The 3,154-nt window shown below is 69.8% G+C and carries 1 protein-coding gene; it reads left to right on the top strand.

Annotation, left to right across the window (positions count from 1 at the left end; all coding sequences use genetic code 11):
* Positions 1-411: 411 nt before the first annotated feature.
* The coding region (locus P409_RS30300; protein ID WP_052121588.1) for a beta strand repeat-containing protein at positions 412-3,154 on the top strand (2,743 nt) is incomplete at its 3' end.

Here is a 3,154-nt window from a genome sequence, read left to right as displayed (position 1 = left end):
CCGCCAGCCGGCGCGACGAGGGCAGCTCTGCGCCGGGCGGCAGCCGCCGGTCCAGCACCGCCTGGGCGACGGCGGCGCGCAGCTGCGCCTGCAGCGTCATGTCGGGCCGGCGCGACAGCGTCAGCAATTGCCGCCACAGAATGTCGTCGGCCGCCACGCGCCCTCTCCCGCGCCACCAACCCCCGATTGAATAAAATCGTATTTCATCCCCAGGTGCAATCTGGACTCATCGATCGGTCCCATCTGGATCCATGGAAGCCGCAACTGGACCCATGGTTTGTCCGATCTGGACCTAACCGGACATGCGAAGCCTCTGCTAAATGCCGCCTATTCCGTGACCAGCCGAGCGCATCCCGACGCCGGTCGATGCGCAAAAGTCGGCAGTACCGGACCGAGAAACAGGAGGCTTCCGTGACCCAGACCCTCAACGGCACTCCCGGCAACGACACCCTAACCGGCACCGATCCGGGCAACCCGGCGAATCCCGATGGCATCGACATCATCAATGGCGGTGCCGGCGACGACACGCTGAGCGGCCTGGGCGGCAATGACACCATCCAGGGCGGCGCCGGCGCCGACGTGATGAACGGCGGCGCCGGCATCGACACGCTCAGCTACGCCGACTCCACATCGGGCATCGGGCTGGCGCTGAACGCCTTCGGCACCGCGGGCGACTCCGTGGGCGACAGCATGAGCGGCTTCGAGAACGTGATCGGCACCGCCTTCAACGACCAGATCGCCGGCGACGGCGGCGCCAATGTGGTCGATGCCGGCGCCGGCAACGACTACGTCCAGCTCAGTGGCGGCGCCGACACGCTGATCGGCGGCGACGGCTACGACCTTCTCGACGCCCGGGTCTACGGCGTGGCGCTCAACCTCAACCTGGCTATGGGATCTGGGAATGACGGGGCCTCGAACCTGGTCCTCTCCGGCTTCGAGCTGGTGCTGGGCAGCAACTTCAACGACATCCAGACCGCCAACCTGAACAGCGGCACCAGCCTGGTCGGGTTCAACGGCGACGACACCCTGAACGGCGCCAACGGCGACGATGCGCTGACCGGCGACAACTTCGCCGGCATCACGGTCGCCGGCGGCGCCGACACGCTGAACGGCGGGGCCGGCAACGACGTTCTCGACGGCGGCCAGTTCGGCGACGTGCTGAACGGCAGCGCCGGCATCGACACCGCCGTCTACTACGGGTCGTCCGTTGCGGTGGCCATCAACCTGGCCACCGGGGCCGCGTCCGGCGGCGACGCCCAGGGCGACACGCTGATCGACATCGAGAACGTCAACGGCTCCGCCCTCAACGACGTGCTGACCGGCAGCGCCGTGGCCAACAGCCTTTACGGCTGGGATGGCGACGACCTCCTCGACGGCGGCGCCGGGGCCGACAGCCTGGACGGGGCCGGCGGCACCGACATGGCGACCTATGCCGCGTCCGTCGCTGCGGTCAGCGTCAACCTGCTCACCAACGCCAACACCGGCGGCGACGCCCAGGGCGACACGCTGGCCAATATCGAGAACGTCACCGGCTCCGGCTTCAACGACACCCTGGTCGGCAACGCCGCGGCCAATGTGCTGGCCGGCGGCAACGGCAATGACGTGCTCGACGGCGGCGCCGGTGCCGACACGCTGAACGGCGGCGCCGGCACCGACACGGCGAGCTATGCCGCGTCGAACGCCGGGGTTCTCGCCGACCTGACCTTCGGCGTTAACGCGGGCGGCACCGCCCAGGGCGACGTGCTGCAGGGCATCGAGAACCTGATCGGCTCGGCCTTCGCCGACACGCTGCGCGGCGACGCCGGGGCCAATATCATCGACGGCGGCGCCGGCGACGACCAGATCGCCAGCTATGGCGGGGCCGACGCCATCAACGGCGGCGCCGGTATCGACACGATCTACTACGACAACGCGGCGGTGATCGTGAACCTGGCCACCGGCCAGGGCTTCGGCGGCGATGCCCAGGGCGACACCTATCAGAATGTCGAGAATGTGGTCGGCTCGACCTTCGCCGACACCCTGACCGGCGATGCCGGCGCCAATGCGCTGACCGGCGGCGACGGCGACGACACGATCCGCTCCGGCGCGGGCAACGATGTCGTCAGCGGCGGCAATGGCAACGACGCGATCAATGCCTATGACGGCGCCGATTCCATCAATGGCGGCGCGGGCATCGACACGGTCTATTACGATGCCTCGACCGCGGGGGTGGCCGTCAATCTGGCCGCCGGAACCGGCGCGAGCGGCGACGCCCAGGGCGACACGCTGGGCGGGATCGAAAATCTTATCGGCTCGGGCTTCGCCGACCGGCTGTACGGCGACGGCGGCGTCAATGGCCTGAGCGGCGGCGCCGGCGACGACACGCTCCGCGGCGGGGCGGGCGCCGATGTGCTGAACGGCGGTGGCGGGCTGGACTTCGCCAACTACCAGGGCTCGACGGCCGGGGTATCGGTCAACCTGCTGACTGGCGCAACCTCGGGCGGCGATGCGGCGGGCGATGTTCTGACCGGGATCGAGAACCTGTACGGGTCGAGTAACGACGACGCGCTGACGGGTGACAATGCCCGAAACATCATCGGCGGCGAGCTCGGCAACGACACCCTCGTCGGCAATGGCGGCGACGACAGCCTCTCAGGCGAGGGCGGCGACGATACCATCGACGGCGGTGACGGCGCGGACCGGCTCGTCGGCGGCGACGGCATCGACACCGTCCATGGCGGTGTCGGCAACGACTCGGTCGATGCCGGGGCCGGCAACGACCGGGTCTTCGGCGAGGCCGGCCACGACAATGTCTATGGCGGCGCCGGCGACGACACGATCGACGGCGGCGACGGCAACGACATCATCGAGGGCGATGGCGGGGCCGACGCGATCACCGGCGGGGCGGGCATCGACACCGCCGTCTATGCCGGCTCGGCCGCCGCGGTGTCGGTGAACCTGGCGACCGGCGCGATGGCAGGCGGCGACGCCCAGGGCGACACGCTGACCGGCATCGAGCAGGTGCAGGGCTCCGGCTTCGCCGACACGCTGACCGGCGACGCCAACGCCAACACGCTGTGGGGCCTGGCGGGCGACGATGTGCTCGCCGGCGGCGGGGGCGGCGACGCGCTGAAGGGCGGGGCCGGCAACGACCGCTTCGTCTACACGGCGCTGT

The sequence above is a fragment of the Inquilinus limosus MP06 genome, assembly GCF_000767795.1.
Taxonomy (GTDB): domain Bacteria; phylum Pseudomonadota; class Alphaproteobacteria; order DSM-16000; family Inquilinaceae; genus Inquilinus; species Inquilinus limosus_E.
Note: the sequence above shows the minus strand (reverse complement) of the source record. Positions and strands in the feature narration are given on the sequence as shown.